Origin of the sequence: Pontibacter korlensis, assembly GCF_000973725.1 — a bacterium.
In the GTDB taxonomy this organism is placed as follows: domain Bacteria; phylum Bacteroidota; class Bacteroidia; order Cytophagales; family Hymenobacteraceae; genus Pontibacter; species Pontibacter korlensis.
In genome coordinates, this window is sequence record NZ_CP009621.1 from 4,221,380 (window position 1) to 4,247,549 (window position 26,170).

A 26,170-nucleotide genomic window follows, 5' to 3' on the forward strand; every position below is an offset into this window, starting at 1 on the left:
CTTTTCTGTTTATTCACTTACAATAGTAGTTTCTAAGAGTTCTTGAGGCAGCTCCATGCGTATGCGCCATTCTTTGGGATAGTAGTTGTTCATCCGGTTGCCGATTTGCTTTGCCCAACCCAAAGGAAGTCCCTTATACTGGAGCAGTACCCAATCATTACCATTTGTTCCAAGGCTGATATCTTCTTTGCGCAGATAACGCAGCGCCTGCTCCAGATCTAAGTCTGCTGTAGAAAAAGCTTCTTTGTTTATATGCTGGGAGAGAGCTAAGCCCTGCAGTGGTTTAAGCTTTTTACCTTTCACTTCAGCTACTTCTGTGCCAGCGTAAACAACATACAGGTTCTGGTACACTTCATCAGCTGCTTCGAATAGATGCTCTGGCAAAGCCGAGACCACATCTCCATACTGAAGAAAAGAATACTTTTCGGGTTGCAGAAACCAATCCTGTACCAGAGATTTCTCCTTTTTCCCTGCCTCGCTAAGCTTATACTTTTTCTTCTTACTCTTGCTGTGATTAGTAAAGCTTTCATCGATACCCGCTTTACGTACTACAGCCATAAAAAAGCCTTCTCCTTGCACCCGGTGCGGATAAAACCTGTATCCTTCCACGCCACTTAACTGCGTAGGCACAACACCCCATTCTGGCTGAAGTTGCAGCTTTATACTTTCAGCACCTTCCTGTTCCGACAGCCATGCAATATTCTCTTCATTCTCCTGCTCATTCCAGGTACAGGTGCTGTAAATTAGCAAGCCACCAGGTTTCAAGGAGTCCCAGACATCCATCAGAATACGCTGCTGACGCTGGGCACAAAGTTTCACATTCTCCTCCGACCACTCTCCTACAGCCTGTGGGTCTTTACGGAACATGCCTTCTCCGCTACAAGGGGCATCCACTACCATCACATCGAAGAAGTTCTTTAATCTGCCAAAGTCGCGAGGGTCGTTACAGGTGACAAGCACATTTCCGCTGCCCCACTTGGCAACGTTTTCTGCTAGTATAGAAGCACGGCTTCGGATAACTTCATTGGAGACTAGCAAGCTATCTTCAGAAATAAGGCTTGCCAGGTGTGTTGACTTGCCTCCGGGAGCTCCACAAAGATCCAGCACCTGTAGTGGCTCTTCTAAGTGTACTGCCTGCTTAAGGGCCTGCTCAATAAACATAGAGCTTGCCTCCTGCACATAGTAAGCACCAGCATGAATGGCTGGGTCCAATGTAAACAGAGGTCGCTCTGGCAAGTAATGCCCCGTCTCTGCCCAGGGAACAGGTTGTAGAGTTGCTACAGCCATAGCCTTAGCTTTATTTATGCGCACGCTCACCGGCGGGGTTGCCTGCAGCGCCTCTAAGAACTGTGGGTACTCCTGCGGCCCTAACAGGCGCTGCATACGATCGGTAAAAGAAACAGGAAATTGCATACACAAAGGTACGGCTAAATTGCAGGTTCTGAAAGTTCGGCTATTGCCTGCTGCGGCATACCTGCAAGTACTCTTCCACTATCGGCACATCAGCCGGACACCAGGAGTAATTGGGCAAGTCCTCTGGCAGCACCCAGTGGTAGGTTTTATGCTCCAACAGCTGCACCACTCCGCCATTAAACTTGCAGAGGTATGGGATAAGCTCTATGGTGTAATTTGGGTAAGGATGGATTATGGGTTGGAGGCGTTTGTAAGGTTGTACCTCAATGGCCAGTTCTTCTTTGATTTCCCGTACCAGGCTGTTCTTCTCGGTTTCATGTGGCTCCACCTTACCTCCCGGAAATTCCCACAGCAAGCCCTCCCGCATCTGCTCACTGCGCTGCGTTAACAGTACCCGATCATACTGCTCTACGATGGCACATACTACCTTTATCATCCTAAGCGGTATACCTGCAAATAAAGAATACTTTATTAGAAATAAAACTTTAAGCAGCGAAGTTCTGCAACGACAGAGAGTTATGAACCGAACAACAACGTAGGCTCATACTTGAAAAACAAGTATCCTAATACTATTGGTACGCTCAGGTTAAGCAACAGTGGCAGGTCCTGATCGGCTAGACCAAAGTATACCACCTGTATTAGAAAAATGTGGTAAGAGGCTTTTCCCAACTCAGCGAGCAGGCGTAACGGAATAAAGTTGGAAAAGGAAGGAAGTAATTTGATAGTTAACCATACGATAAAAGCAGCATAGCCGAAGGTAAGCAACTGTTGCGACTGCCACTCTGGCCTCAGTAGGCTTTTTAGCTCCAGCCCCTGATAAACAAGAAAATACATACAAAAGGCTGCCACCACAGCAAGGGTTGCTAAAACAGCAAAATACCTCCACCGAAAAGGAGCCCACACTAGGGTTGATAACCATAAACCAAAGGCAACTGCAGTGAAATATCGTGGAAAGGCAGCATCGTAGAGGTAGTTGTTTTCTTCAAAGTATGAAAACTGAGCGGCCCACAGCTGAAACAGAACTTCCAGCACTACCAAGCCAACAGTAGTAAGTCCCGGCCATCGGCTAAAAGTGTAGCCAATCACTGGTAAAAGTAGAATTGACTGTAGCAGCAGCGTGATAAAGTAATTGCCTCGGCCAGTTACTGGAAAAACACCGACCCAGGTATAAAAATTAAACTCCAGTACACTTTCCTCCTGCAGCCATTCCCATATTAGCCCAGCTACTATAGAAAGCAAAAACACCATCACGAAAGGCACAAAAATACGTGCAGCCTTTTTTGTGAAGTACTTGCGTGTATACAGTTGCTGCAGCCGCTGAGTCTTACCTCTTAGCGACAGGCCCAGGTTTAGCCCCATCACAACCATAAACAACGGTACAGCCTGCCATATATGGTAAATAGCATAGCTCTGCTCCAGCTCCTTCCGACTAAGCGAATGCAGCAGCAGTACAGCCACAATAGCTACACCTTTTATAACATCAATCTGCTGCAAGTGCTGTTTCATTTTGTACTTATTTGTGCGGCAACTTAGCGTGTAAAACTTTGTTAATGACCCTCAGGGACTACTTTACTGTATTTTTAAAACCCAGCATATTTTCTATTGTACATCCTTATACACGTTTATAAAGTATAAGTAATTGGAAAATACAAAATTAGACACATGCAGATAAGCCTTAACTATAGGTTTTTGATCGCGCTGTTAGCTTTACTGGCAGTTGGTTCAGGCGCCATTAGTATACTTCTTACAATGATGCTCTGGCTTCCTTCTGCCGGGGTTCCGCTTTGGGGGCAGCAAAGCGTTTCTACCCATTTATTTGCCTACAGCGTCGTGTTTGGGTTTATACTTGGATGGATAGCCACTAAAGCTACTCGGCGGGCGCTACGTACACGCCAGGTTTTACCCTTACATTGGCACCTGAAGAGCCAAACGCTCATTGATAGATTGCCTTCCAGAACGTTTAACAGAGCCTTCATGTTTGCCCTAGCCGGTGCTTGTATGGCAACTATCATGGTGCTGCTTATAGATTTGCGGCAACTACATTTTATTCCTTTTGCAGAATACTTGGTTCTAACAACTGTTTACAGCATCTGTTTTACTGCTGCTATAACCGTGATGAGTGTGTACCGTGCCTTAGGCGATGATACCATGCGTCATTCCAAGGTATAAAAAAAGCACACCTTATGTGGGTGTGCCTTCTGGTAACTGATTATACTACCTGAATTTATCTTTCAGAATTTCAAACTCCACTGTCGGAGAGATACGCTCGTAGAGGATATGGTAAACTGCTCGGGTAATAGGCATATCTACTTTTAGCTTTTTGTTCAGCTCGTAGATACTCTGAACCGCATAATAGCCTTCAGCCACCATGTTCATTTCAACCTGCGCTGATTTAACAGTATAGCCTCGCCCAATCATGTTACCAAAGGTACGGTTGCGGCTAAACTGTGAGTAGGCTGTCACCAGTAAGTCTCCTAAATACGCAGACCCGCTAAGGTCACGGTGTAGCGGCATAATAGCATCCAGAAAGCGTTCTATCTCAAACATAGCATTTGATACCAGCACCGCCTGAAAATTATCACCGTAGTTCTGTCCGCGGGCTATACCACAGGCCAGAGCTATAATGTTTTTCATTACGGCACAGTACTCCACGCCATCCAAGTCATCTAACGGGTTAGCCTTAACATAGCGGTTGCGAAGCAGCTCGCAGAAGTTCTCGGCCGTGGCTAAGTTGTGAGAGCCAATGGTAAGGTAAGACTGTTTCTCCAGGGCAACCTCTTCCGCGTGGCAGGGGCCGGCAATTACCAGCAGGTTCTGATCAGGTACACTAAACCGGCACTTGATATAGTCGGTAATCAGGATGTTCTCTTTCGGGATCATCCCTTTGATGGCTGAGATCACCACCTTACCTTCAAAAGCATCTGGCGGTAAATCGGCAAGTGCCAGCTGCACGAATGCGGCTGGCACTGCTAATATTACCCAATTCGAAGAGGCTACAACAGCCTGTATGTCTGTGGATGGTTTAACATAGTTCAGGTCAAACGATACCTGGCTTAGGTACCGTGGGTTATGCCTGAATCTGATCAGGTGTTGCACATCGTTTTCGTTGCGCATCCACCAGTTTACCTGAGACTTGTTTTCAGAGAGGATCTTAACTATGGCTGTTGCCCAGCTCCCCCCTCCCAGTACTGCTATTTTTTCCAATCCTGTTAATCTTGTTTCGTATCTGCGGCAAGGGCTTGCTTGTTAAGCGTGTTTTCATCCTTTACCGCCACCTTAGCTCCATCTTTTAGTACGCTCGACACTGCTCTGAACGGGCCAGCCACTACTTTCTGACCTGAATCAACCCCGCTAAGAATCTCAATATTCTCAAAGTCGCTGATGCCTGTTTTTACTTTCACAGATTTAACGGTGTTAGAAGCCTCATCATACACAAAAACAACCTCTTCTACCACGGCAGCAGGAGCAGTCGTCTGCTGCTGTTGTCCCTGGTTCTGCTCAGGAGCATCTTCTTCCTCTGGTTTACTTACACCTTGTGCGTTCGCAGAGCGAGTAGTTACTGCCGACAAAGGTACAGATAAAACATTAGATTTTTTATCTGTGATGATATCCACAGAAGCCGTCATACCAGGTCGGAACGGACGGGATGTGTTTTCACGCAGATGCTCGTATGAGTTATTAAGCAGGCGAATACGAACCTCAAATTCTGTAACGGCTTCCAGTGTAGTAGCGTCCTTTGCAGTGTTGGCAATAGCTGTTACAATACCCTTGAATTTCTCATCACGGCTGGCATAAGAATCTACCTCAACATCAACAGAGTCGCCAAGCGCAACGCGGATGATGTCGTTCTCATTCACGTTTACGCGTACTTCCATGTTGTTCAGGTTGGCGATACGCATAATCTCCGTACCAGCCATTTGTGAAGTACCTACTACGCGCTCGCCCTGCTCAACGTTCAGCTTGGAAACAGTACCGCTTACAGGAGCGTAAATGGTGGTCTTGTTCAGGTTCTCACGGGCATCTTTAAGCGATGCTTGTGCGTTCTGCACGTTGTACTCAGCTGCTCTTACACTTTGGCGAGCAGACTCAACCTCTGACTTGGTAGCTAAATAATTAGCCTCGATCTCCTGCCACTCCGACTGAGAGATTACTTTCTGTTCGAACAGGGGCTTATTACGCTTATAGCTCTGCTCCACCTGTGCAAAGTTAGCCTGAGCCTGAGAAAGCCTTGCTTTAGCTTGTGCCAGATTAGCACGTTGGGTATTAACAGCAGCTTGCTGCGCATCAACCATAGACTGGTAATTATCAGGGCGAATGCGCAGCAGTAGCTGGCCTTTTACTACCGAGTCGCCCTCTTCTACATTAAGCTCAATAATCTCCCCAGAAACGTCAGGGCTAATTTTTACTTCTGTTTCCGGCTGCACCTTACCTGAGGCACTAACTTTTTCTACAATGTCGGCAGGTTTTGCTTCAGCAAGCACTACTTCTGTGCCTTCATCCTGGCCAATCCAGCCAGATTTTTTTGCTACAACAATACCAACTATTAACAGTGCAAGTACACCAATCAGGATAGGGATAAGCCTAGATTTTTTCTTAGCCATAGTTTTAGAAAGATATGTCTTTACCCTGGTAGAAGTCCAGAACTTTTAGTTTGAAGAAGTAATCGTATTTAGCCTGCAGCAGCTCAGACTGAGCACTACGGAAGGTGTTTGCCACAATCACATACTCAACTGAGTTGATGATACCTGAGTTAAGTCGTAGTTCTGCATTACGTACGTTACGCTCTGTGGCTCTTACCTGCTCACGGGCAGCAGTGTACCTTCTTCTGGCTGCAACGGCATCAACATACGCCTGCTCTATAGTCTGGCGCAGGTTGTTTCTGGCAATATCGGCACTCAAGTTCGCATTCTCTTGCGACACAATGGCTCGCTGTACGCTGTTCCGTACCTGAAAACCATTGAATATCGGTATAGATAGCTGTAAACCATACTGCTTACCGATGTTGTCTTTAGCCTGATCAAAGAATGAATAGTCGCTGTAGATAGGCGAAGGTTGCAAAATGTAGAAAGACTGCTGCTCAGTACCCTGCGGGTTGGTGTAGAAAACCTGCTCAATGTACCGATCTTCCCGGCCTACAAGAAAGTTTGTGGTGCTGGAGTAACGGGTGCTAATACCGGCACCTAAGCTTAGACGAGGGAAGTAATTCCCTCTTGCAGCGGCTACTCCTTTTTCTGCACTTTTCACCCTAAGGTCAGCTGCTTTGATAGCAGGCAAAGTCTGCACAGCCGCATCATATACCTGTTCACCATCTACGATCAGAGGGTTTTGTTCAGGCTCTGGTAACTCAGGAATTTGAATAGAAAACTCCTCGCTTGTTTTCAGGTTGAGCAGCTGCATCAGATTCAGGCGAGACACATCGCGCTGGTTAATAGCATTGATCACATTAAGCTCATCTGTGGCCAGTTGCGACTCCAGGTCCAGTACAGAGTTTTCTGCTACGCTACCAGCCTCAAAAAGCTTTCGCGTACGCTCTAACTGCTGGCCAGTAGCGTCGCGCTGCAGTTCCGATGTCTTTATAAGCTCATCAGAAAAAAGAATGTTCAGGTAAGAGGTGACAATCTGCAGCGTGATGTCATTCTGTGTAGATAACACATCCTGCTGGCTTGCCTCCAACTCCAGCCTTGTTTGCTTTATTAAATTTGTTTGCCTGAAGCCCTGGAAAAGAGGCATAGAGGCACTGCCAGAGAAATTTGCCGTCTGTGCTTCCTGGGTCTGCACCGAAAAGGTTACCGGATCCTGGAAGGAACCTGTATTGAAGAAATAGCTGCCATTAGCGTTTACGATTGGCAATCGGTCTAGCTGCGCTTGCTTATACTCTATCTCGTTTAGTTTACGATTTAGGTTACTTTGGCGCACCTGCAGGTTATTTACCCGAGCATACTCCACAGCCTCCTGCAGCGACCATACGCCATCGCCACTGGGGTCCTGTTGGGCCCAGGCACCGGAAGTACCTGCAACAGACAGTCCCAGCGCCATTAAAAGGACTTTTGATGTTTTTTTCATAGTAACAGTACTTGTTATAGGTCTATGTTAGGGATGTAAACCACATGCTTCACCCAGTCCAGCTGCCTGAGGTACTCTAGTGTGATTGGTTTTATGCCTGAGTCCATTTCAATAAACTGCCGAGCGCGCTCATTTTTTCCTTTGCGCGACACGCTCATGGTGGCAATATTACAATCGTCGTGCGCCAGAACCGAAGCAATAAAGGCTATACTTCCCTTCACATCAGCCGCATCAATAATGAGGGTATGGAGCGTAGCTGAGAAGTTTGCTGAAAATCCGTCCACTTCAGAAATATTAATGACACCTCCGCCACGGCTTTGGCCAACCACTTCCACCTCTCGGGCACCGGCTTTCAGGTTAAGCCTTATGGTATTGGGGTGCATGGTAGAAGCATTGCCTACAGATCTGAAAGTATACTTCAGCCCACGCTCTTTCGCATAATCAAAAGCCTCTTTGATGCGCTTGTCATCAGTCTTGAAATCCAGCAGACCGGCTACTATGGCCCTGTCGCTGCCGTGGCCCTCATAAGTGCGGGCAAAGGAGTTGTAGAAAGTAACGATCGCCTCTTCCGGGGCGGCACCCAAAATTCGGATGGCAGCTCTTGCAATTCGTACCACGCCAGCTGTATGAGAACTGGATGGTCCTATCATCACGGGCCCAATCATATCAAAAACACTGCTCTTCTCAGCCATATTCTCATTATATCGTAAAAACCAAATTTAGCAATTTAGCGGCATTTTTGCGCTTTTTAGGGGTTAATTTAGCTTTATTTCTACAAATACCAGCTTTACATCTACAAAACCTGTATCACCTCCTACTAAGCCAAAATTGAAAGCTGTAATAACAGCCTCTTTAGTATTTGTTTTCATTCTTTTTTTGATGAAAGCGGTATAAGTATAGCAGGAGCCATATTCTTTGAGACACCACTCCTAAATGTTTTCTTATTTTTGCGAGAACCACCTCAACTACACGTCTTACAAATGGAGCATTCGTTCAAACCTGAAGTGCTGGAACAACTGAAGCGGCTGGAGGAAAAGTATGTGCCTCTTGGGCAGGATTTAGCAGCTTACCTTGAAGGCCTCTATCATACCAGCTTTCTTACCTATTGGGATTACATTCACCTCGACACGCTCCTGAGTTTGCAGAACCCTCGCACCAATATTCCGGATGAGAAGATCTTTATCATGTACCACCAGATTACGGAGCTGTACTTTAAACTTTGCCTGGAGGAGTATAAACAAATAGGTGAGGATAAAGAACTTACTACCGACATGCTCCTGAGACGCTTAAAGCGCATTAACAGGTACTTTGATAACCTGATCAGTTCCTTTGATGTGATGGTGGATGGTATGGACCCAAAGCAGTTTCTGCAGTTCAGAATGGCTCTGATGCCAGCCAGTGGTTTTCAGTCGGTACAGTACCGGATGATAGAGATAGCATCTACTGACCTGCGCAACCTGGTAGATAAGGCTAAACGAGCCGCTTTAGGTCTGCAAAGCACACAGGAAGAAATGATCGGCTGCATTTACTGGAGAGAAGGCGCTACAGAAGTTGCCTCAGGAGCCAAAACCCTTACGCTGCTGCAGTTTGAGGAAAAGTATACAGCACACCTCATCAGCTTTGCCAAAGAATACGAGCACAAGAATGTCTGGCATGTATATAAGAATCTGCCGGAGGCTGACCAGCAAAACCCAAAGCTAAAACAAGCGCTGCGCGACCTTGATAGTAATGTAAATGTAAACTGGCCGCTGATGCACTACAAATCTGCCGTACGCTATCTGCAACGCGACCCTGAGGTAATTGCTGCAACTGGTGGCACTAACTGGCAAAAATATCTGCCGCCACGCTTCCAAAAACGCATTTTTTATCCCGAAATTTGGAGCGAAAAAGAGCTGCAAGATTGGGGTAAGGGCTGGGTTGATAAAGTATTGAATGGAGACATCTAGTCTTTAAGCTCTTATTCCACTAAAATTTCAATGAAGCCATAGTGCAAGCTTTTTTATTGAATAATTGAATTAGCCACACTACTATATTGTTACATACCTACAGCTGAATGATTAGATTAACCCTTCAGCCTACTTACATCAACCAAGTTTAAGGCTAACTACCTTACCTACCGTACATGAGAAAGAAAGAATTGGATCTGGTGCTTCCGCCAGAGCTGGCTTTTGATGCCCAGCAATTAGAAAGGGAGATTTTAAAAAGCGCCAAGGTGCAGCCAGAAGATGTAAAATTTCTGCACCGCGTTAAACGCTCTATCGATGCCCGTGGCCGCCAGGTGCAGGTGCGCGTCAGAGCCGACGTATACTTAGACAATCCTCCGTCTGATATTATATCCCCAAAGTATTATTACCCGGATGTTACCAATGCTAATCGCGTTGTGATAGTTGGAGCAGGCCCGGCAGGTCTTTTCGCAGCTTTACGTTGTATAGAGCTAGGCTTAAAGCCGGTTCTATTGGAACGAGGAAAAGATGTACGCAGTCGCCGCCGCGATTTAGCAGCTATCAATAAAGAGCATACTGTAAACCCTGATTCAAACTATTGCTTTGGTGAAGGTGGAGCAGGCACATACTCTGATGGCAAGCTGTATACCCGCTCAAAAAAGCGTGGCGATCTACAGCGCATTCTGCAGATTTTGGTACAGCATGGAGCCACTCCTGATATTCTTTTTGATGCTCATCCGCATATTGGCACAAATAAACTGCCTAAAATCATCGAGGCCATCAGGGAAACCATCAGAAACGCTGGAGGTGAGGTGCACTTTGGTAAGCGGGTGACTGATTTTATTCTGGAGCAGGGCGAAATGAAAGGTGCCGTAACGCAGGATGGCCAGGAGTATACGGGTGAAGCTGTTATACTTGCTACAGGCCACAGCGCCCGCGACATATTTGAGTTGCTGCATGAAAAAGGTGTTACTATAGAAGCAAAGCCTTTTGCTATGGGCGTGCGTGTAGAACACCAGCAAAGCCTTATAGACAGCATCCAGTATAAGTGTGAAGATCGTGGACCTTATTTACCTGCTTCCTCTTATGCCTTGGTGCACCAAACCCACTACAAGAACAGACAGCGCGGCATATTTTCGTTCTGCATGTGCCCTGGTGGGTTCATTGTTCCGTCAGCTACAGCACCTGGTGAAGTTGTTGTGAATGGTATGTCGCCGAGCCGTCGGGATTCCCGCTTTTCGAACTCAGGAATTGTAGTGGCCATTGAACTCGAAGATATGGAGTTGCAAAAATATGGCGCTTTAGCAGGCTTACGCATGCAGCAGGCCCTGGAACAGAAGGCATGCCAAATGGCAGGTGGTACACAGGCTGCCCCAGCACAGCTACTTCACGATTTTACCCGCTTCAAATCGGGCGGTGAACTACTGGAAACGTCATACCAGCCAGGTTTGGTGCCAGTAGATATGAACGACCTGTTCTCTGACGATATGGGTTTCAGACTACGGGAAGGCTTCAAAACTTTTGGTAACAAGATGCGCGGCTACCTGAGCAATGAGGCGCAGATCGTAGGCGTTGAAAGCCGCACCTCCTCTCCTGTTCGCATTCCTCGTGACCGCGATACGCTGGAGCATGTGCAGGTAAAAGGACTATACCCTTGTGGGGAAGGTGCTGGTTTTGCAGGTGGTATCGTATCAGCAGCAATGGACGGTGAGCGTTGCGCTGAAAAGGCTGCGCTTAGAGCAGGAGTCACTATATAGAAATTAACAAAAATACCTGCAGTATAACCCTCAGTAGCTAGAACTTCTGAGGGTTATTTTTTGCACTGTACTTGGTGTGAAAATTTACATTAATTAACTTTTTAACCGCATACAGGTACAATAAGTATACTCAATGTTGAACTTGAATCAATTAGTAATATGAAAAAGACAGTTGTGTTGGGTGCGACTGACAACCCTACCCGCTATGCCTACAAAGCTGTACATAGACTGCAGCAGCACGGGCATGAGGTAGTACCAGTCGGCATCAAGAATGCTGAGGTAGGTGGCAAGAAGATCATCACAGATAAATCTGAACCTATACAAGATGTAGATACAGTAACCTTGTATGTTGGCCCACAAAACCAACCGTTTTGGTATGATTACATCTTAAGCCTTAAACCTAAGCGTATCATCTTCAATCCCGGTACAGAAAACCGTGAATTAGAACAAATGGCAGAAGACGCTAATATCGAGACGCTGCACCACTGTACGTTGGTTATGTTGGCCACTGACAGCTATTAGTAAAGTATAAAAATTTGTTCTAAGAGGCATAACCTCCTAAATGGCTATACGTATAAATGATTAAGAAGGACAGATGGCATTTGTTGTCTATGTTCTAAATAAGCAGGAACCTCCATACAGGTTCCTGCTTTGTTTTTAGGAAGTAACCAAAAGGCCTCAGCTGTAGCTAAAGTACAACGGAGGCCTTATTAGTGTTTATCCCTCTGTTACTTATAAAATGTCTTCCTTAGAAGGACTTTCGTCATCCTCTTCTTCCATCATATGGCGCATAGTAGCAGCGAGAGCCATATCAGGTAAGAAATTAGAACCTGCTGCCTGTAGCTTGTTCATTAAACCTGACACTACTCTAGTTTCCCCATGCATTAGAGCCTTATAACCGTCTAAAGCAACATCAGCAGGCTCAGAAAGAGGGCCATTGGCTACACGACTATGAGCCGCTCCCGCTCTGCGGAAGAACATGGTATTACTTGGGCCCGGGCATAGGGCAGTCACTGTGATTCCTGTGTCTTTCAATTCGTTCGTTAGCGCTTCTGAGAAAGATAATAAGAAGGCTTTTGTAGCACCGTAGATGGCCATCAGTGGCGAAGGCATGAAGGAAGCTGTTGAGGCCACATTCAGAATCTTACCCGAATTACGGCGCTTCATGCCATGCAAGAAGAGTTTGGTCAGTTCTACAGGAGTAGTGATGTTCAGCTGGATAATCGCTTTCTCACGCTCCAGGTCAGTCTCGTAGAAGAGGCCGTGCACACCCGCACCTGCATTGTTTACCAGTATATCGACCTCCTGCCCACTAGCTTTAACTTCGTTATAGACCTCTTTAGGGGCTTCTGGTCGTGTTAAATCGGCACTAAGTACACAAACATGCTCAAGCTGGTGCTCATCCTGCAGGTAGTAGCCTAGTCTTCTGAGGCGCTCGGTACTGCGTGCCACCAGAATCAGGTTAAAGCCATCTTTGGCAAACAACTTTGCAAACTCCATTCCGAAGCCATTGGAGGCACCGGTGATCAAAACTGTTTTTCCTCTGTTCTCTTCTTTCATCGTTTTCATAGTTTAATGTGTGGGTACCTACTACACAGGCATAAGCATTTGTTTTTACCAACACATTTAGGTTTAGGTTACCAACAGTGGAACAGAGACAACAATCTTTCCCAAGCCTAATCTTACTATGCAGCCTCCCTTCTGAGCACCTCTAGCGGTGGGCGGTTCAGAATTCCACGGCTATTCAACATTCCGATAAACACCGTAAGGGTGGTTATACCAGCAAAAACTGGCAACAGCGGAGATAAATCTGGAACGAAGGCTACCTCAAAGCTAAATACAGCCAAAGCCCAGCTAGCTCCTAATGAAAGTATAATGCCTGTTCCGGCAGCTAATGCACCCAGCAACAAGTATTCGAAAGCATTTATACTTAATATCTGCTTTCTGCTAGCGCCAAGGGTACGTAGCAGCACACTCTCCTGCACCCGCTGATACTTACTGTTATTGATCGAGCCGATGAGCACCAGTAATCCAGTACTTATACTAAACAGGGCCATAAAGCGAATCACAAAGGAAATTTTGCCAAGAATATCATCCAGAGTCTCCAATATCAGTCCCAGGTCAATGGCAGAAACGTTCGGGAACTGGCGCACCAGTGTCTGCTGAAATTGAGCGGCCTCGTCATCTGTCTGCGTACGCGTCATGAGCACATGAAACTGTGGCGCCTCCTCCAGCACTCCTTTCGGGAAAACAATCAGGAAGTTTGTCTGCACCCGGTTCCACTCTATCTCACGGAGGTGTGTGATAATAGTTGGCACCAACGCGCCATGCACGTTGAACACAAGCGTATCGCCAAGTCCAGCTTTAAGGCGCTCAGCATAACGACCTTCTACTGAGATAGGTATAGGCCTATCAGGATCAGTAACGGTTCCTTTCCAGGTTCCTTCCACTGATTTCTCTGAATTAATAAGAGAATCGCGGTAAGTAACACGGAATTCACGGGTAAAGGCCCGCTCTGATATCTCAAGTGTCGTATCAGCACGTACATCAGCTCCTGTAAGGCCATTCACTTCTTCCAGGCGCATTGTTACTACAGGCACCATCTGCAGAATAGGCAGCCCCTGCTCTTTTGTCAGCTGAGCAACTTCCTCCTTTTGGGAATTCTGAATATCGAACAGTACCATGTTCGGCTGGTTCTCGCTGGCAGCAAAGGCAACCTCACTTAACAGGATGCGCTGCATCAGGAAGAGCGTAGCAATTAGCGCTGTGCCCAAGCCAATGGAAACAGTAAGCAACAGGGTCTGGTTGTTCGGCCTGTAAAGGTTTGCCAGGCTCTGTCGCCACACGTAGCCCCAGTTTACCGGGAAAAAGCGCTTCACCAGCCACATCATCAGCCTTGCAATTAAAGCTAGCACCACAAAAGCAACCAGCACACCTCCTGTGAAGGATAAAGCCTGTAGCCAGGTACCAAGCTGGAAGTATGAAAACAAGAAGATAAAGGCAATAATCAGGAAGTATACTACCCATCTTAACTTGTCAGGCTGCTTAGAGACATGCTCAATACCTGCACGTAGCGTGATGAGCGGTGATATCTTGCGAATAGAAAGCAATGGCAGCAGCGCAAACAGCACGGCTACAACCACACCAATAGCTATACCTTGCAGTATAGCTGCCCAGGACACAGCCACTGTCACCTCCACAGGTAGGAAGGCTTTGAACAGTTCTGGCAAGTATAGCTGTATGAGGCTCCCTAGTACGGCACCTACAACGGAGCCAATCAAACCCATAGCCATTACCTGAAACAGATAAATCAGGAACGCCTGTTTACCACTGACACCCAGGCAGCGCAGCACCCCAATTGTTGCCAGCTTCTCTCGGATATACACATGTACAGCACTTGCCACACCTACGCAACCTAGCAGCAGGGCAACAAAACCAACCAGTGCCAGGAAACGAGCTAAATCTTCGTAAGACTTACCAGTGCTTTCTTTGCGACTTTCGATGGTATCATAGCCAAAGCCTGCCTCATCAAATCTTTTTTCCAGCTTCTTTACCAGCTTATCCGGATCTGTATTTTCGGCCAGCTTATAGTAGTGGTAGTAGCTAACACGGCTCCCTTTTTGCACCAGGCCTGTTTCTTTGAGGTATTGACGCGGAATATAAACTGCTGGGGCAATAGTGGCCGTCATGGCTGATTGGCCAGGAATTTTATGAAGTGCACCAGCTATGACGAAGGTCTGGTTACCGACTTGTATAGAATCGCCGGGCTTAGAGTTGTACTGCAGTAAGAGCGTCTGATCTACCAATGCCTTTCGGCCGCCCTCCCTGAAAGTACGGCTCGCAACCTTGGGCTCTGTTTCTATGGCTCCGTAATACGGGAAACCTCCCCGCTCGAGCGCTCTGACCTGCACAAGCCTTGTTCCGCCAGAGGCTTTAAACTGCACCATCGACACAAAGCGCACTTCATCGGAGCGGTCACCGCCGATGGCGATAGAATCCAGCAGTTGCTGTTGGTTCTCCTCTATTTCCTTATTAGAGGCAACCACTAAGTCAGCCCCAATGAGTGATTTTGCCTGGCTATCGATATCTGCTCTAAGGTTGTCCGCAAATGAATTGATAGCGACCAAGGCTGCAATACCCAAAACTATGGAGGAGATGAAAAGCGCGAGCCTACCTCTGTTGCGGCGGCTGTCGCGCCACCCCATCTTCAGCAGCCAGCGAATGTTTAAGGACCTCTTTTCAGGTAAATGTATGATGGTGTCTGACACTGTTTTTAGTTTAAAAGAGAGTGATGTAACATATGAGCAGGCTAGCCCTTACTCATCGTTCACGATAGACGTTACCTGATCAGATACGACTGTGCCACCTTTTATACGAATGATTCTATCAGTTTTAGCTGCCAGATCCAAGTCATGGGTTACCAGCACCAGCGTAGTGCCTGCCTCATGGTTTAGGTCGAAGAGCAGTTTCTCTACACGATCACCCGTTTCCTCGTCTAAGTTACCGGTTGGCTCATCGGCAAAAAGTATGGTAGGCTTGTTAGAAAACGCCCTGGCCAATGACACCCGCTGCTGCTCCCCTCCAGACAATTGTGTTGGGTAGTGGTCGTGGCGCTCGGCCAAACCTACCCTGGCCAACAGCTCCATAGCTTGCTGCTGTACATTTCTTTCGCCCCGCAGTTCCATCGGCACCATCACATTCTCCAGTGCTGTGAGTGTAGGGATTAGTTGAAAGTTCTGAAATATAAAGCCTACATATTTATTGCGCACCTGCGCCCGCTCATCCTCCGACAGGCTATCCAGCTTAATGCCATTGAGTATAACTGAGCCGGAAGAGGCACGGTCTAGCCCGGCACAAAGACCCAGAAGCGTGGTTTTACCGCTGCCCGATGGCCCTACAATGGAGCACACGTCGCCAGCCTGAAGCGAAAAATTTATACCTTGCAGCACTGTCAGGTGTCGGTCGCCGCTATCGTAGGTCTTTTTCAGATCCTGTATATGTAGTATGGTAGGCACTTTGTCTCGTTTGATTTTAGAAGTTGATGTTGCTGAGAAGGAGCACATAAAGCCATCTTAAGCCTTGTGCTTACTCAAAACCAAATAACTCTTAGGGTACGTTATAGGTTTAGCTTTAGGTAAGTATAAATTTAGTAAAAAATACATGATGACGATAAAGAATCAATTTTTAACTCTTGGTATAGCCGTTCTTGCCGCCCTTTCCGGGTGTGGCGACACAGCAACAAATCAGAAGATTAACCAGGAGCAGGAAGCGCGATCGACAGACCGCAATTCCAAAAAACCTGCTGCCGAGGCTGAGACAAAAACCATTCTATTCTTTGGAAACAGCCTGACCGCAGGGTATGGGCTGGATGATCCGGGCCTGGCCTTTCCAGCACTAATCCAACAGCGCATCGATTCGCTCGACCTCCCTTACAGGGCAATTAACGCGGGCCTCAGCGGTGAGACTACTGCTGGCGGTAAAAACAGGATCGATTGGCTTCTGAATAAACAGCCTGTGGATGTATTTGTACTGGAGTTAGGTGCAAATGATGGACTAAGAGGCATCGACCCGGAGGAGACATACAGCAACCTTAAGACAATCATAGAAAAAGTGAGAGCCAAGAACCCTAAGGTGGAGATAGTTTTGGCAGGTATGCAGGTTCCACCAAGTATGGGGCAAGAGTATTCGCAGAAGTTCAGGGAGGTATTTACCCGTGTGGCTGAAGAAGAGAATGTTGCTTTGATTCCTTTCCTGTTGGAAGGTGTAGGCGGAGAGCCAAAGCTGAACCAGGCAGATGGCGTTCACCCTACCGAAGAAGGACAAAAGATTTTAGCTAAAAATGTATGGCAAGTGCTTGAGCCAATATTAGAGGAACAGGCGGGCGTTTAAGTTTTTTAAAAAAATAAAATATTTTCAACGAACTCGTAACCTTATTATTGCCACCTCCGTTTACAAGAGTGGCTAAAAGTTGAAAATTTGATTTTCATAAAACATGAAACGGCTCCTCTTTAGCGGGGAGCCGTTTCTCTTTTTTAGGGTGTTTATAATATCCTATTCTTCTGCCACTTCTGACTTCATCTTCTCAGAAAGTATAAATGAGGCACCTTTCTGCACTATCTGCGCGTTCTGAGGCAACGCTTCTTTCAGCATAACCTCTGTATATCCATCTTCAGTCACACCTGCCTCTACAGGAATCATTTTAAATGATGTTTCGTCAAACTGTTGAAAGATAAAAGGCTTGCTCTTATAAAGCACAATAGCCTCTTCAGGAACAGCTGACGTAAGGCGTTTGCCCGTCATAATCTGTCCGTTGATGTACATGCCCGGCAGTAGTCCTTTATTCTGGTTGTGCTTGATCTCTGCGTGTACAGGCACAACACGGGTCTCCCCTTCAAAGGATTTACCAATGGCAAATATCTCAGCCTCTACCTGCTGGCCAGAAACATTAGGAATCGAGAAAACCACCTTCTGCCCTTTATCCAGCTTTGCGAAATCTCGCTCAAACACGCTCAGGTCAAGGTGTAGGTGGCTGTCGTCGATTATTTGCAAGATTGGCTGGTTAGGCTCTGCATATGTTCCTAAGTTTACACTCACAGACTGTACATAACCTGCAATAGGGGCTCTAAGCGTAAGGGTGCGGGTAATTTGCCCGCGCTCTACATTTTTTGGCGATATACCTAAGGTTTGCAGTTGCTCACCCAAGGATTTTAGCTTTGCCTGTAGTACCTGCACATCAGAAGTAGCCTGTTGGTACCTTTTAAGTGCACCTACCTGCTCATCTGAAAGCATTTTTTGGCGCTCAAACTCCTGTTGAGCCATACCCAGTTGGCTGTTGGCAGAAAGGTATGCCTCTTGCAGCTCTAGTAGATCGGGGTTTTCGATGCTAGCCAAAACTGCACCCTTCTGCACATAATCCCCCTCAATCACCTTAATGCTGCGCACCATGCCTCCTATCAAGGGGCTGACACTGGCCATACCCTGGGGTGGCAAAGAAAGCTGTCCTTTAGCTGGCACACGTGTAGACAGTTCGCGTTCCTGCAAAGGCCCCACCTGTATCTGGCTTACCTGCTGCATTTGTGCAGGAAAATGTACGATGTCGCTAGCTTCTGTATCTGTACTTGCCTGGTTTTCCTCTGCAGTTGTTTCAGCAGGTGTTTCTTTCTGATCAGCACAGCCAGTGCTAAGTATCAGAGCAGCCAATGCTGCTGGTAAAATATATCGTTTCATGGTTGGTTATTCTTCTCCGGTTAAGTACTGTAAGTGAATGATGCTTTGGTTGTAATCAAGCAGGGCATTGAGGTGCTGCAACCGCAGAGCATACGCCTGCTCCATTGCCTGCACATACTCCATATAGTCTACCTGGCCAAGTCTGAAGCTTAAGTCTGCGGCTTTCTCTAATTGCTTTGCCTGCTTAAGTGCTCCCTGCTCAAAATATTCCAGCTGCTGCGCCTGTTTCTGTACCTCCTGAAGTACAGTTAGCACCTCCGTCTGCAGCTGCTTCTCTTGCGCTTGAGCCTGCTTTTGCACAGTCTGCCGATTTAGCTGGGCCGCTTTTATTTTTGATTTCTGCGCCCCGAACCACAGCGGCACAGAAATACCTGCTTCTACACCCGAGAACCTATCTGAATAAGTATAAAAATGAGAAGGGTCTCTTGCAGGATTCTCTCCAACAAATGTCTGGTTAAAATAGCCAATGCTGAAGTCTGGCAGTAGCTTTGCTTTCTCAAGCTTTGTCTGCTGTTCTGCCACGTTTACTTCACTCTGCAGCAACTTCAGCCATGCCTGCGCGGCGGCTGTGTCGGCCACTACTTCTGAGCTATATACCTGCAGTGTGTCTGCATTAAATCTAACCGAACCTTTAGGGGCATTCAACAATTGCATCAAGCGTAGTTCAGTAATGGCAACATCAGCATTAACCTGCGCCAGCTCAGCTTTTAGACTCAAGCGCTTAGCCTCTGCTGTAGCTCTCTCCAAGGCACCTGTCTCACCGGCACGCTCCCGTACCTGGGCTGCTCTTTCGAACTTGCTGTACAGTGAGTCCTGGGCTAGTATAAGCTGCCTTCTGTTCTGCATATGCTGCAGCAGCTCAAAGTTAAGCTTTACATCCCGCAAGACCTGCCGCTCTGCGAGTTGCAGCTTTGCCTCCGCCTGCATCACTTGTGCATCAGCTAGTTTCGCTTGTCGCCCATACACTGTCGGGAAGGCAAATTCCTGCGATATTGTAAGCTCTTCATCAGTCTCGGCAGTGTTGATTTGTCCTCTCCTATAGTTAAGCTTCGTTTTAGACAGGTCAAGGGCTGCTCCTTTTAGTGCCTGTTGGCGGTTAGCTTCTAGTTGCGCAGCGCGCAGCGTAAGATTATGTTCCCTGGCATACTGCAGTGCTCCATGCAGATCCAACTGCTGTGGAGCCTCCTGTGCCATTGTGGAGAAACTGCTTCCAAAGTATAAACCTGTACTTAACAGCAGCAATACAACTGGATGTACTTTAACGGTTTGTGCTTTACTTTCTTCCCTTGAAGTAAAAACAAAGTATAGCACCGGAAGTACCACAAGCGTGAGCAATGTCGAGGTAACCAAACCACCAATTACGACGGTAGCGAGTGGCTTCTGCACCTCTGCACCGGCCGATGTAGAAAGGGCCATTGGCAGGAACCCTAGTGCAGCCACAGAGGCTGTCATGAGCACAGGGCGTAAGCGCACTGTAGTGCCTTCTATCACGCGCTCATACACGTTGTCCTTACCATCTTTTTTGAGCTGGTTAAAATAACCGATAAGCACGATGCCATTAAGCACTGCCACACCGAAAAGCGCAATAAAGCCAACTCCTGCTGATATACTGAAAGGCATATTGCGTAGCCACAGGGCAAAAATACCGCCTATAGCAGCCAGTGGAATGGCTGTAAAGATGAGCAGGCTTTGCATCACGGATTTAAACGTAAAGTATAACAGCACCAGGATAAGCAAAAGGGCCACTGGTACTGCTAGCTGCAGACGCTGTTTCGCGTTGATCAGGTTTTCGAACTGTCCTCCGTAGGTAATATAATAACCTGCAGGCAGCTCTAGGCCTTGATCCAGCTTCTGCTTTACTTCCTCCACGATCGACTCCACGTCACGGTCGCGTACATTGAAACCTACCACAATGCGGCGCTGCCCCTGCTCGCGGGAAATCTGCATTGGCCCATTTTCAAAACGGATATCAGCAACCTGTACTAAAGGCACCTGCCCACCAGCTGGCAGCGGCACATATAAATCCTGTATATCACCGAGGTTCTGACGGAAGTCTTGCTGCAGACGCACTACCAGGTCAAATCGCCGGTCACCCTCATACACTGAACCGGCAGCCTCTCCGGCAAATGCCGTGCGGAGTACTCGGTTTACGTCCTGCACATGCAAACCATACTGTGCCAGGCGGTCGCGCTTGAAGTCTACTACAATTTGAGGAAGGCCCGTCACTTCTTCCACGAACATATCCTGGGCACCACGCACCGGGCGAATGATTTTCTCTGCCTCTCCAGCTAGTTCACTTAACTTGTCCAGGTCCTCTCCGTATATTTTCACGGCAACATCCTGGCGGGCACCGGTAATCAATTCATTAAAACGGAGCTGTATAGGCTGCTGAAAACCGTAGTTTACCCCTGGTAGTACCTGCAAGGCGGAATCCATTTTGGCAGCGAGTTCCTCACGTGTACTGGCGCTGGTCCACTCATCGCGATCTTTTAACAGAATCATCACGTCAGCAGCCTCAATCGGCATCGGGTCTGTAGGAATTTCTGCTGTACCGATCTTACCAATTACCTCCGTTACCTCCGGGAAATTCTTTTGAAGTATTTCGCTGGCTTTTAGAGTTGTCTGTATGGTTTGTTCAAGTGAAGCTCCAGGCACGAGGCGCAAGTCCATTGCAAAATCACCTTCATCCAGCTGCGGAATAAATTCACCTCCCATACGGCTAAACACGACTAAACTAAGCGCCAGCAGTCCTACTGCTACTCCAACTATCAAGGCTTTGCTACGCAGCGCAAAACGTATAACAGGCTGGTACAGGTGCATGATCTTATCCATGATCCGGTCGGAGATGTTGCGCTTGTGCTTTGTTTTCTTGCTCAGCGCAAGCGTAGAAATCATCGGCACATAAGTAAGCGACAGGATGAAGGCACCCATGATGGCAAAGCTCACAGTCTGCGCCATTGGCTTAAACATCTTACCTTCTATGCCTACCAGTGCCATAATTGGCAGGTAAACAATCAGGATGATGATCATACCGAATGCTGCGGAATTCATGATCTTAGAAGCGGCACTTTCTACTTCATTGTCCATCTCGCGCTGCGTGAGCTTCCGCAAAGGCAGGTTAGCATTTTTCGCGACTATAAAGTGAAGCACCGATTCCACTATAATAACAGACCCATCCACAATCAACCCAAAGTCGATTGCTCCAAGGCTCATTAAGTTACCCGAAACGCCAAACAGGTTCATCATGGTAATGGCAAACAGCATGGAAAGCGGGATAACGGAAGCTACCACCAGGCCTGCACGTAAATTGCCAAGCAACAGAACCAGTACAAACACCACTATCAAGCCACCTTCAATCAGGTTCTTGGTAACTGTGCTCACTGCCCTGTCAACTAGCTCGCTGCGGTCAAGGTAAGCTTCTATTACAAGGCCTTCCGGCAACGTGGATTGGATTTCCTTCACACGTTCCTGTACCAGACGAATAACCTGTGATGAGTTGGCATCCTTGTACATAAGCACGATGCCACCCACTACCTCGCCTTCGTTATTGCGGGTAAGGGCGCCATATCGCACCGGATGTCCATACTTTACTTCAGCAACATCGCTCACCAGCACAGGCACTCCCTCGCGGTTATTTACCACTACCTGCTCTATGTCCTCCAGCTGGTTAACCATACCCAGGCCACGGATAAAGAAGGCGCTGTTGTTTTTCTCAATGTAGGCGGCACCTGTGTTCTCGTTGTTGGAACTAATGGCCTCCAGTACATCCGGAACAGTGAGGTTGAGGCTGCGCAGGCGGTCCGGGTTCAAAGCCACCTCATACTCTTTCAGAAACCCGCCAAAGCTACTCACATCGGCCACGCCGGGTGTGCCCAGCAGCTGCCGGCGCACGAGCCAGTCCTGAATAGTGCGCAGCTCCATAGGGCTGTATTCTTTGTTGCTGCCTTCTTTTGTATGGATGGTATACTGGTAAATTTCACCAAGGCCTGTACTTACAGGTGCCATTTCCGGTGTTCCTACTCCGGGCGGGATTTCTTCTACAGCCATATCGAGCCGTTCTTTTATGAGCTGCCGGGCCAGGTAAATATCTACGTCGTCCTCAAAAACAACGGTGATTACAGAAAGGCCAAAGCGCGACACTGAACGCATTTCGATGGCATCAGGCACGTTAGCCAGGGCAATTTCTATGGGTGTGGTGATAAAACGCTCTACCTCCTGGGCTGCAAGCGTAGGTGAGGAGGTTACTACCTGCACCTGGTTATTGGTTATGTCGGGGACGGCATCAACAGGCAATTTGGTAAGGTTGTATACGCCAACCACCACCAATGCCAGCACCATCAGCCCCACCACCAACTTATTATGGATGGAGAAACTAATAATATTCTGAAACATGATATTACACTAATTAGCTTGTGTGAATGGATATGCCGGTCCAGGTGCAACAACAGTGGCCCCAGGCACAACTAAGGGTAAAGCCATGTCATGTCACCTACTGAGATGTAGCAACAGTGTAAACCGGAAGTATAAATTGGTTAAACCAACACCCGGGGAGGGTGCCACAAGCTAAAGGAAATGCTTTTTACCTCCTGCTCATCGAAATGCAAAGGTTTTGCCTGCGGCTCTACAAACTCCCTGAAAACGAGTTGCACAAATTCGTTGGACACAATCGTGAGGGTAACACAGCAGTGGCAGACGCAGAAAATCGGGCAGGTATCTTCATGAAAGGGACTCTCTCCGGTCGTATCGGCCGGGTCCACTACCAACACATGCTCATGCTCCCCCACAATTTTGTCTGTACATGGCTGCCAGGCAGACCAGGTAAGCAACAGGGACATAAGCAGTGCGAGTAATCTCATGCAGGCAAAAATAGAACACCAGCTTTAAAATTCTAAACCGGTGTACTTATTCAGAATAGATCTTAACAAAATCATGAAAGTTTTATAGCTGATGTTCAGCTATTTATAGTGTAAGGGTTGGGCATAACGAAAAAAAGATTAAAATTTATATATCCTCAGGCAACCTCCCCACGGGTACTTTGCATCTAAGGGGTAAAGAGCAGCAAATGCTCCCTCATGACGACAACGGAAATACACTATAGGTTAAATCTTTACTAATCGTGACAGAAGCAGAACTGATAGCAGGATGCCGCAAGGCAGACGGGAAAGCACAGAAGCTCCTGTACGAGCGGTATGCCTCCCAAATGTATGGCGTTTGCCTGCGCTATCTGAAAAACCAGCTGGATGCAGAGGAGGCACTGCTAAACGGGTTTATGAAAATCTACCAGAACGTGGACCGTTTTGAGGGAAAAGGCAGCTTTGAAGGCTGGATTCGTCGCATTATGGTGAACGAAGCATTAGCTTTCCTGCGCAAGAAAGAGCCATTGCATATGGCTATCGAAGACACCTACATACAGGTAGCCTCTACTGCAGGCGCAGATCAGGATCTGGCAGAAGAAGAACTGCTGGAGCTGCTAAGAACTTTACCCGCTGGCTACAGGGCGGTTTTTAACCTGTACGCTATAGAAGGTTATTCACACAAAGAAATAGCTGATATGCTTGGTATCACCGAGGGAACCTCAAAGTCACAGTTAAGCAAGGCTCGCACCATGCTACAGCGCAGACTTGAGGGACAGGAAGCGGTTGCCAACTAAACAGGAGGATGACATATGAGACCAGAAGACATAGACAAATTATTTAAGGAGCGCCTGGGCAATAACACTCCCACCCCTCCTGGTGACCTCTGGAGCCGCCTGCAGGAACGCATGGAAGCCGAGGAAACACCTGCGCCGGTAGTGCTCACACCGGAGGCAGAGCAGAAAGAAGGGAAACGCCGCTTTATGTGGGTGTACTCTTCTGTGGCAGCTACTCTGTCGCTGCTGTTGGCTGTGGGCGTGGTGTTTTATAACATCAACACGGGCACTCCGGAAATTAACGAAACAATAACCAAGTATGATGTAAAGCTACCTCAGGAGACTCCTGCGAACGAACTTGTGGAGCCTAAGCAAAAAGCAGCCACTACAGAAGGTATGATGGCGGAAAACGAGGAAGCCACGGAGGAAAATCCAGAAACTGAAAAAAATGTTGCCACCCAGGCAACCGCCGATCAAAACGCTGCATCTACCATAACAAACGATCCAATCAAACAGAAGGCAATAGCCGAAGCAAGACCTAAAGCTATAGAGCAAAAGCAAAACGCTAAAGCCCCTGTAGGAAAGCTTGTTAAACAAGATGCGCAGACGGCCATCGCAGCCCATACTACACCAGAAACTTCAGCAATTGAGGTTGCCCCGGCAAAGGAATCTGCAGGCTTTGCCAAAGCTGACCTAAATGCTGAGCCAGTTGAAATTATCATCAAGCGTGCCCTAGCCACTCAGACTGCCCTGGCAGATGAAACTGAAGCGGTTAAAGGCAGCAGCAAGAAGAAAGAACTGGCCAAGAACATTTTTAAGCAGGTGCGCAACCTGGCCTCCGGCGATGGTGTGGAGCTGGAAGAACTGGGTATCCGGGCCGACCGGGTAGCTCTGGAAACACAGATCGGCAAACAGAAAATTTCAAAAGTGATCAACCTCTAAACCCAAAGACATGAAACGGATACTACTACTCGTCATGGCCATTTTCATGGCCGCCGCTACCGGTGTGTCTGCCAAAGGCGGTAACACCCTGAAAGAACGCTTAAATTCAGCTGAACAGGACACTATTGTGGTGAAAATGGCTAACGGCGCCACCATGATCCTGCACCTGCAAAATATACAGCAACTACAGGCTTTCCAAAACTACAGCCTCGATTCCCTGATGCGCGAACTAAACAAGTATGTGGAGCGCGTGGACCAAATGGAGAACTCAAACCAGGAGTCGAAAGAAATGACGGTGACTTTTAACAAGTCGGAGGCCGAAGGAGGCAAAGGTGAGCAGGTAACTATTACTGTGCAGGAAGAAGATCCTAAAACAGGTAAGGTGAACAAGGAGACGCACGAGGTTATCATCAACAAAAACTTTAAAATAAAAGTGGATGTGGAGGAAGACGGCGGCAACACCAGAGTAAACGTGGATGTGCCTACCAAAGCAGAGCGAGACAGCGTAAAGCAGGCCAAAGCAGTGGAGAACTATAAATCTACCCACTTCGGCTTCGACATGGACCTTGGCTTTAACACCTTCACTGAGCAAGGCCGCAGCATGGTAGACCTTAGACCATGGGGATCACGCTACGTAAGCCTCAACCTACGCCTGAAGTCGCAAGTAGGTGGCCGCAAGAGTCCTTTCCACCTGGTGTCTGGTTTGGAGTTTGCCTTCAACAACTATATGTTCGACGACAACATTATGGTGCAGGAAGTAGACAATGTGACCTACTTTGTACACCAGCCTGACATGAACTATGAGAAGTCCAAACTGACCCACTCTTCTATAAACCTGCCGCTGATGGCAACCCTGGAGTTTGACAGAGAGAACGGCAAAGATGGCTTTAAGATTGGTGCAGGACCATTTGTAGGCTACCGCCTGGGCAGCCACACTAAACTGAAGTATGAGGAGAACGGCAAAACAGAGAAAGACAAGACCCGCGACAGCTTTAACCTCAGCGATTTCCAGTACGGCATAGAAGGTGTAATTGGCTACGGTGGTATTGACCTCTTTGCCAAGTATAACATGAACGACCTGTTCAAAGACAACCGCGGACCTCAGACCAATGTGGTAAGCTTTGGATTCAGATTATTCTACTAAGTATAGAGTTTACAATTAAGGTGAGAGTAAAAAAGGGGCTGCTGGCTCCTTT

Annotated in this window: 21 protein-coding genes; 8 read left to right on the forward strand and 13 right to left on the reverse strand. The window is 47.5% G+C overall.

The genetic code is table 11. From position 1 onward, the window contains the following. Positions 1-9 precede the first annotated feature (9 nt). From PKOR_RS18220 to PKOR_RS18230, 3 genes are all read right to left on the reverse strand, one after another. Positions 10-1,413, reverse strand: a complete 1,404-nt coding sequence (locus PKOR_RS18220) for a methyltransferase RsmF C-terminal domain-like protein (RefSeq protein WP_046312544.1) — start codon at positions 1,411-1,413, stop codon at positions 10-12. A 40-nt stretch (positions 1,414-1,453) separates the two neighbouring features. Further along, a complete protein-coding gene (locus PKOR_RS18225; RefSeq protein ID WP_046312545.1) occupies positions 1,454-1,849 on the reverse strand; it encodes a (deoxy)nucleoside triphosphate pyrophosphohydrolase in 396 nt (131 codons plus the stop codon). 80 nt (positions 1,850-1,929) lie between these two features. After that, positions 1,930-2,919, reverse strand: coding sequence for an acyltransferase family protein (locus PKOR_RS18230; protein ID WP_046312546.1), 990 nt, complete (start codon positions 2,917-2,919; stop codon positions 1,930-1,932). 156 nt (positions 2,920-3,075) lie between these two features. Between PKOR_RS18230 and PKOR_RS18235 the strand changes: the two genes are divergently transcribed. After that, complete coding sequence (locus tag PKOR_RS18235) at positions 3,076-3,582, forward strand: hypothetical protein (RefSeq protein ID WP_046312547.1); 507 nt, start codon at positions 3,076-3,078, stop codon at positions 3,580-3,582. A gap of 45 nt (positions 3,583-3,627) precedes the next feature. Here the strand turns inward: PKOR_RS18235 and PKOR_RS18240 are convergent, their stop codons facing one another. Genes PKOR_RS18240 through sdaAB form a run of 4 tightly spaced genes read right to left on the reverse strand, consistent with a single transcriptional unit; the run spans position 3,628 to position 8,168 of the window. Beyond that, a complete protein-coding gene (locus PKOR_RS18240; protein WP_046312549.1) occupies positions 3,628-4,617 on the reverse strand; it encodes an NAD(P)H-dependent glycerol-3-phosphate dehydrogenase in 990 nt (329 codons plus the stop codon). Positions 4,618-4,622: 5 nt separating this feature from the next. Next, a complete protein-coding gene (locus PKOR_RS18245) occupies positions 4,623-6,014 on the reverse strand; it encodes an efflux RND transporter periplasmic adaptor subunit (protein WP_046312550.1) in 1,392 nt (463 codons plus the stop codon). Between the two features lie 4 nt (positions 6,015-6,018). Then, positions 6,019-7,476, reverse strand: a complete 1,458-nt coding sequence (locus PKOR_RS18250; protein WP_046312552.1) for a TolC family protein — start codon at positions 7,474-7,476, stop codon at positions 6,019-6,021. Between the two features lie 14 nt (positions 7,477-7,490). Further along, positions 7,491-8,168: an L-serine ammonia-lyase, iron-sulfur-dependent subunit beta gene (sdaAB, locus tag PKOR_RS18255; RefSeq protein ID WP_046312553.1), complete on the reverse strand. Its 678-nt coding sequence runs from the start codon at positions 8,166-8,168 to the stop codon at positions 7,491-7,493. 288 nt (positions 8,169-8,456) lie between these two features. On the opposite strand from sdaAB, the gene PKOR_RS18260 reads away from it, so the two are divergent. The 3 genes from PKOR_RS18260 (at position 8,457) to PKOR_RS18270 (ending at position 11,698) form a co-directional block, all read left to right on the forward strand. Then, the gene (locus PKOR_RS18260; protein WP_046312554.1) at positions 8,457-9,422 is read left to right on the forward strand and encodes a tryptophan 2,3-dioxygenase family protein; all 966 of its coding nucleotides are present in this window, start codon (positions 8,457-8,459) and stop codon (positions 9,420-9,422) included. A gap of 176 nt (positions 9,423-9,598) precedes the next feature. Continuing rightward, positions 9,599-11,176, forward strand: a complete 1,578-nt coding sequence (locus PKOR_RS18265; RefSeq protein ID WP_046312556.1) for an NAD(P)/FAD-dependent oxidoreductase — start codon at positions 9,599-9,601, stop codon at positions 11,174-11,176. Between the two features lie 159 nt (positions 11,177-11,335). Continuing rightward, positions 11,336-11,698 (forward strand): CoA-binding protein, encoded by a 363-nt coding sequence (locus tag PKOR_RS18270; RefSeq protein ID WP_046312558.1) that lies wholly within the window; start codon positions 11,336-11,338, stop codon positions 11,696-11,698. A gap of 210 nt (positions 11,699-11,908) precedes the next feature. On the opposite strand, the gene PKOR_RS18275 is transcribed toward PKOR_RS18270, so the two are convergent. From PKOR_RS18275 to PKOR_RS18285, 3 genes are all read right to left on the reverse strand, one after another. Next, entirely contained in the window at positions 11,909-12,745 is an 837-nt protein-coding gene (locus PKOR_RS18275) for an SDR family NAD(P)-dependent oxidoreductase (protein WP_046312560.1), read from the reverse strand. Positions 12,746-12,861: 116 nt separating this feature from the next. Continuing rightward, positions 12,862-15,444, reverse strand: coding sequence for an ABC transporter permease (locus tag PKOR_RS18280; RefSeq protein WP_338047496.1), 2,583 nt, complete (start codon positions 15,442-15,444; stop codon positions 12,862-12,864). 48 nt (positions 15,445-15,492) lie between these two features. Then, the gene (locus tag PKOR_RS18285; protein ID WP_046314635.1) at positions 15,493-16,191 is read right to left on the reverse strand and encodes an ABC transporter ATP-binding protein; all 699 of its coding nucleotides are present in this window, start codon (positions 16,189-16,191) and stop codon (positions 15,493-15,495) included. A gap of 148 nt (positions 16,192-16,339) precedes the next feature. On the opposite strand from PKOR_RS18285, the gene PKOR_RS18290 reads away from it, so the two are divergent. Further along, positions 16,340-17,065, forward strand: coding sequence for an arylesterase (locus PKOR_RS18290; RefSeq protein ID WP_046312563.1), 726 nt, complete (start codon positions 16,340-16,342; stop codon positions 17,063-17,065). 162 nt (positions 17,066-17,227) lie between these two features. Here PKOR_RS18290 and PKOR_RS18295 read toward each other — a convergent pair whose 3' ends face one another. The 3 genes from PKOR_RS18295 to PKOR_RS24845 form a co-directional block, all read right to left on the reverse strand. Then, complete coding sequence (locus PKOR_RS18295; protein ID WP_046312565.1) at positions 17,228-18,403, reverse strand: efflux RND transporter periplasmic adaptor subunit; 1,176 nt, start codon at positions 18,401-18,403, stop codon at positions 17,228-17,230. A 6-nt stretch (positions 18,404-18,409) separates the two neighbouring features. Next, on the reverse strand, positions 18,410-22,795 hold the full coding sequence (locus tag PKOR_RS18300) for a CusA/CzcA family heavy metal efflux RND transporter (protein WP_046312566.1): 4,386 nt from the start codon (positions 22,793-22,795) through the stop codon (positions 18,410-18,412). A gap of 140 nt (positions 22,796-22,935) precedes the next feature. Further along, positions 22,936-23,259 (reverse strand): DUF6660 family protein, encoded by a 324-nt coding sequence (locus tag PKOR_RS24845; RefSeq protein WP_148561742.1) that lies wholly within the window; start codon positions 23,257-23,259, stop codon positions 22,936-22,938. A 260-nt stretch (positions 23,260-23,519) separates the two neighbouring features. Between PKOR_RS24845 and PKOR_RS18310 the strand changes: the two genes are divergently transcribed. Genes PKOR_RS18310 through PKOR_RS18320 form a run of 3 tightly spaced genes read left to right on the forward strand, consistent with a single transcriptional unit; the run spans position 23,520 to position 26,118 of the window. Continuing rightward, positions 23,520-24,053: an RNA polymerase sigma factor gene (locus PKOR_RS18310; RefSeq protein WP_046312569.1), complete on the forward strand. Its 534-nt coding sequence runs from the start codon at positions 23,520-23,522 to the stop codon at positions 24,051-24,053. Between the two features lie 15 nt (positions 24,054-24,068). Beyond that, positions 24,069-24,974, forward strand: coding sequence for an anti-sigma factor (locus PKOR_RS18315; protein WP_046312570.1), 906 nt, complete (start codon positions 24,069-24,071; stop codon positions 24,972-24,974). Positions 24,975-24,984: 10 nt separating this feature from the next. Beyond that, complete coding sequence (locus tag PKOR_RS18320) at positions 24,985-26,118, forward strand: outer membrane beta-barrel protein (protein WP_046312572.1); 1,134 nt, start codon at positions 24,985-24,987, stop codon at positions 26,116-26,118. The last annotated feature ends 52 nt before the right edge of the window (positions 26,119-26,170 follow it).

Coding starts and splice junctions, on each gene's coding strand:
- PKOR_RS24845 (WP_148561742.1), bottom strand. CDS start 23,259: ATGAGATTACTCGCACTGCTTATGTCCCTGTTGCTTACCTGGTCTGCC.
- PKOR_RS18230 (WP_046312546.1), bottom strand. CDS start 2,919: ATGAAACAGCACTTGCAGCAGATTGATGTTATAAAAGGTGTAGCTATT.
- PKOR_RS18265 (WP_046312556.1), top strand. CDS start 9,599: ATGAGAAAGAAAGAATTGGATCTGGTGCTTCCGCCAGAGCTGGCTTTT.
- sdaAB (WP_046312553.1), bottom strand. CDS start 8,168: ATGGCTGAGAAGAGCAGTGTTTTTGATATGATTGGGCCCGTGATGATA.
- PKOR_RS18290 (WP_046312563.1), top strand. CDS start 16,340: ATGACGATAAAGAATCAATTTTTAACTCTTGGTATAGCCGTTCTTGCC.
- PKOR_RS18270 (WP_046312558.1), top strand. CDS start 11,336: ATGAAAAAGACAGTTGTGTTGGGTGCGACTGACAACCCTACCCGCTAT.
- PKOR_RS18235 (WP_046312547.1), top strand. CDS start 3,076: ATGCAGATAAGCCTTAACTATAGGTTTTTGATCGCGCTGTTAGCTTTA.
- PKOR_RS18220 (WP_046312544.1), bottom strand. CDS start 1,413: ATGCAATTTCCTGTTTCTTTTACCGATCGTATGCAGCGCCTGTTAGGG.
- PKOR_RS18295 (WP_046312565.1), bottom strand. CDS start 18,403: ATGAAACGATATATTTTACCAGCAGCATTGGCTGCTCTGATACTTAGC.
- PKOR_RS18225 (WP_046312545.1), bottom strand. CDS start 1,849: ATGATAAAGGTAGTATGTGCCATCGTAGAGCAGTATGATCGGGTACTG.
- PKOR_RS18300 (WP_046312566.1), bottom strand. CDS start 22,795: ATGTTTCAGAATATTATTAGTTTCTCCATCCATAATAAGTTGGTGGTG.
- PKOR_RS18250 (WP_046312552.1), bottom strand. CDS start 7,476: ATGAAAAAAACATCAAAAGTCCTTTTAATGGCGCTGGGACTGTCTGTT.
- PKOR_RS18315 (WP_046312570.1), top strand. CDS start 24,069: ATGAGACCAGAAGACATAGACAAATTATTTAAGGAGCGCCTGGGCAAT.
- PKOR_RS18260 (WP_046312554.1), top strand. CDS start 8,457: ATGGAGCATTCGTTCAAACCTGAAGTGCTGGAACAACTGAAGCGGCTG.
- PKOR_RS18275 (WP_046312560.1), bottom strand. CDS start 12,745: ATGAAAACGATGAAAGAAGAGAACAGAGGAAAAACAGTTTTGATCACC.
- PKOR_RS18320 (WP_046312572.1), top strand. CDS start 24,985: ATGAAACGGATACTACTACTCGTCATGGCCATTTTCATGGCCGCCGCT.
- PKOR_RS18245 (WP_046312550.1), bottom strand. CDS start 6,014: ATGGCTAAGAAAAAATCTAGGCTTATCCCTATCCTGATTGGTGTACTT.